Source organism: Gracilimonas sp. (genome assembly GCF_035704785.1).
Taxonomy (GTDB): Bacteria; Bacteroidota; Rhodothermia; order Balneolales; family Balneolaceae; genus Gracilimonas.
Map to the genome: position 1 here is coordinate 1 of NZ_DASSWP010000185.1, position 3,749 is coordinate 3,749.

A 3,749-nucleotide genomic window follows, 5' to 3' on the forward strand; every position below is an offset into this window, starting at 1 on the left:
TGAGCTTGATCAAACAAGAGAAGACATTGCAGATTTTGAAAGTGCTTTCCGTCTCAGATTCAATACTGACCCCAATCGATTTGCCTATATCGGATTTGATGCTGCAAATGTAGTTTTACAAACACTAAAAGAAGTGCAAAATCCGGCATACTTAAAAAAAGGATTGAAAAAGTTAAATAATTATCAGGGACTTATATCGAATGTAAGTTTCCGGGATACCCATATTAATCAGGAAGTAAAAGTAAAAAAAATAGAAAGAGAAGCTGAATGAGCACTCAATTTCATTGAGCTTCATTTTCTGAAGTTTGTGACTCTTCAGCTTCCCGCTGACGTTTGATCCGATATTGTTCTCGTAACCAAATACGCCATTTTTCACTTTCAATTTGATGCTCATGGAATGTTTTGGTGAACACATGTCCCCCTTCAGGATTTGCAACCATATATAAATAGTTATGGTCTTCAGGGTATAAAGTTGCTTCAATCGTATTAAGACTTGGATTTGTAATTGGAGCCGGTGGTAACCCACTGATCAGATAGGTATTGAAAGGATGGTCAAACTGGTAATCCTCGAAAAGAAGCCTGCGGCGTTCTCCCAAGGCAAAGTTAACGGTTGGATCTGCTTGCAATCTCATTCCTCTTTCTAAGCGATTTAAGTATAATCCGCTTATGCGTGCTTTTTCATCCTCAAATTTCGCTTCCCACTCTACAATTGATGCTAAGGTCAGAATTTCATCCATAGAATAACCAACTTGCTGAGCACGTGATCTATGTTCCTCGGTAATAGCATTATCAAATTCCCCTAACAGTTTATCCGTGAAGTCCCTGGGTTCTGTTGTCCAATACATCGAATAAGTATTAGGAAGCATTCTTCCAAAAAGTTGCTCTTGGCTTAAGCCTTTCTCTAGTAGATAAGTACTGTCATTGAAAACCTCATAAAGGTCTTCTTTCTCAAAATGCAATTGCTCAGAGGTGATCTCAGCCAACCTTTCAATGGTGATACCCGGTAATATTACTACAGAGACGGGGTCTTGAATACCTTTTGCTATTTTTGAAAGGAAATCTTCATACGAATATCCATCCTCAAATTTATAGAGTCCTCTTTGAAATCTTTTCCATCCTAATAAACTCGCAGCCCACTCCAGTTCTGATTCATCAAAATCAATTCCTTTTTCATTTAATGTAAACTGTAGCGAATCCAATCCCTTTAAGCTATTGAATTCAATGGTTGTTTCTTCTTCGAAGAAAATTGAATTACCGGAGTTAAGCCTCAAGAGACGAGATCCTGATACAGTAATGACGATAAACAAAAAAATAAATAGAGCTGTTAAAAACTCTGATCTATTCAGTCTTATAAGATGCTGTAAATTCATTCTTAAAGATACTAATACATAATTAAAAGGGTGCTAAAAAAACAAGATTAAATACGAAAATGTTCTCAACACGAATTGAAACATAATTTATTTGGTGCCGTACTTGAAGTTGAAGAGCAAAAGAGCTTTTGGATGCTGCATAAGCACCAAATGCCCTAAAGAAAAAACCCGGACTTTGATCGGTCCGGGTTTCTTTTTATTTAAGAATACTTCTAATACAGATTAAAATGTTGGGTTAAACCGTATCCAAAAAGAAGACTGACCTTCAGCACCGGCAACTGGCTTAGCCACTTCAAATCTTATCAATCCCAGGCCAAGACCAATACCAACATTATGAGATAAGTCGGATAAGGACAGATCAAAATGTTCTATGGGATTTGTTGCGGAATAATTATTGGTGTTGAAGTTTGAAGTTCCGGAATCAAGAAAGAGAGAAATATAAGTTGAACTCAGATCAGGCCAACCGCTCTTATGAGAGGAAGACTGCCCAAATTCGATCTCAAAATTGCTCAAAAGCATTTGGTTACCGGTCAATGACTTATATCCCAATGCTCTCATACTGCCAATTCCACCTAATGCGAAATTCTTGAAGTCCGGTGCCTCTCCGGTTATGCTACCCGCCATAACTCTCCATTTGAAAAGGGTACTTCTATCTAATCTCAGAAATGATTTTGTTTCGATCTGATAGCTGTTGTACATGAAATCATTGTTAAAGCCATCCACATCTGCCAGTTCAGCTTTCACAGATACCGTAGTTGAGATCGGAGATAAATCAGAAATACCCTTTGGATTCAAAGTCAGGCCTAAATTTATACTCTGTTGATTAATTTGATCAAATTGTGCATCAATTGCAGGATTCATCCTGAACGTGGAATATCTTGATATTAAAGAAAAGTCTGTATTAGCTTCCAATGAACTAAATTGATCATAATTATATGCAGCCCCGAGTTCCAGAAACCTTACCGGTTTTAATAGGGTATAAAGGCCATACCCATCTGCTTTATAGTAATCATGGAAATCAAAACCTGAGATGAATGATGATACACTATTCTCGAAAATACCTGATCTCCAATAATCTTCTGTAGATGTCGAATTATATAATTCACCGCCAATTAGCATCCATTTTCGATCGTTACCAATACTTTTCTCAGCTCCAATCGAATATTGTATCTCATTCAAAGCCATTGAATAACCGATCAGACCATGAAGGTCTACATTCTCAATTTCTAAAAAACTGGAGTTATTCCAGCCCATTCTTTCTTCCTGATAACCTAAAAATAATCCATCCACCCTATTATGTCTTATCATTGAAGTTACAGGAAACGCTGAATAGATAGGATTTTTCACGCCAAAACTACTCTCTGAATAAAAACCCTCATCTAACCCCTCATATAGATCAATTGAATTATGAAATGTAACATCGAGGTTCTGTGCAGAAACGCTAAGCGAAAAGCTTAGTACTAAAAGAAGTGCAGTACATAATGCTCTCATAGTGTTGTATTTGATTGATGTTATCTCTTAAACCACTATAAAAATCTACTTTAAAAAAGTTAAAAAAGAAATAGCATTTTCATGCACGGTAGACTTCGATCATAAATGCAATATGATCTCTTAATTCAGCATCGATTAGTATGGCTCCTTTTTGGATATCCTCTCTTGGAACATTAGCAGCAAATTTTAAATCCTTCAGTTTCTTGGTTACCGATTTCACCTTCATATCCTCAAACTTATTAGGCCTCATCAAAGAAACTGCATTCATGAAACCCGAAAGCTCATCACAGGCGAAAAGGTATCGTTCAATTTCGGTCTCAGGTTCTTTTCCGGTACGTTCTGGAGCATGAGCTTTAATAGCATCAATGATTTTGCCGGAGTACTCCTTTTCAGGTAAGATCTCATTTACGGCTTTATTTGGATGTTCATCAGGAAATTTCTCCCAATCCAGATCATGTAATAAGCCTGCCATCCACCACTCCTCAATTTCAGCCTCCTCTTTTCCTAAATGACGTGCATAAGCCTCCATGGCTTGGGCTACCATTTTACAATGATTGATCAGACTTTCGCTTTTAACATATTGCGATAATAATTTTTCCGAAGATTCTTTTGTAGGTGCGTTCATCAATCCAGTTCTATTTTATTTTCGTATAGGTTTAAACAAGCATCAATTTTGCACAAAATAATTTATGAAATTTAATTTAAACGGGTCTCTCCTTATTTCTTTTCTATTTATATCCGGTTGTATTAATAATGTGGAAGATCTCACTCCAGGTGATGACGTCCCACTGCCACCTCCGGAAGAAATAAGTTATGCAGCAGATATTCAGCAGATTTTTAATTCACGCTGCACGAGTTGCCATGGAGGTACTTCAGGTGTTACACTGT

Annotated in this window: 3 protein-coding genes and 2 pseudogenes; 2 read left to right on the plus strand and 3 right to left on the minus strand. The window is 37.0% G+C overall.

Going from position 1 to position 3,749, the window contains the following annotated elements:
* Positions 1 to 271 (plus strand): annotated as a pseudogene (locus VFM80_RS10765) (hypothetical protein); the annotation flags it as partial.
* 10 nt (positions 272 to 281) lie between these two features.
* Here VFM80_RS10765 and mltG read toward each other — a convergent pair.
* From mltG to VFM80_RS10780, 3 genes are all read right to left on the minus strand, one after another.
* Positions 282 to 1,370, minus strand: a complete 1,089-nt coding sequence (mltG, locus tag VFM80_RS10770) for an endolytic transglycosylase MltG (RefSeq protein ID WP_395071835.1) — start codon at positions 1,368 to 1,370, stop codon at positions 282 to 284.
* Positions 1,371 to 1,592: 222 nt separating this feature from the next.
* Positions 1,593 to 2,861, minus strand: a complete 1,269-nt coding sequence (locus VFM80_RS10775; RefSeq protein ID WP_395071836.1) for a BamA/TamA family outer membrane protein — start codon at positions 2,859 to 2,861, stop codon at positions 1,593 to 1,595.
* A 79-nt stretch (positions 2,862 to 2,940) separates the two neighbouring features.
* Positions 2,941 to 3,486, minus strand: coding sequence for an HD domain-containing protein (locus VFM80_RS10780; RefSeq protein WP_395071837.1), 546 nt, complete (start codon positions 3,484 to 3,486; stop codon positions 2,941 to 2,943).
* Positions 3,487 to 3,550: 64 nt separating this feature from the next.
* Here VFM80_RS10780 and VFM80_RS10785 point away from each other — a divergent pair.
* Positions 3,551 to 3,749 (plus strand): annotated as a pseudogene (locus VFM80_RS10785) (hypothetical protein); the annotation flags it as partial.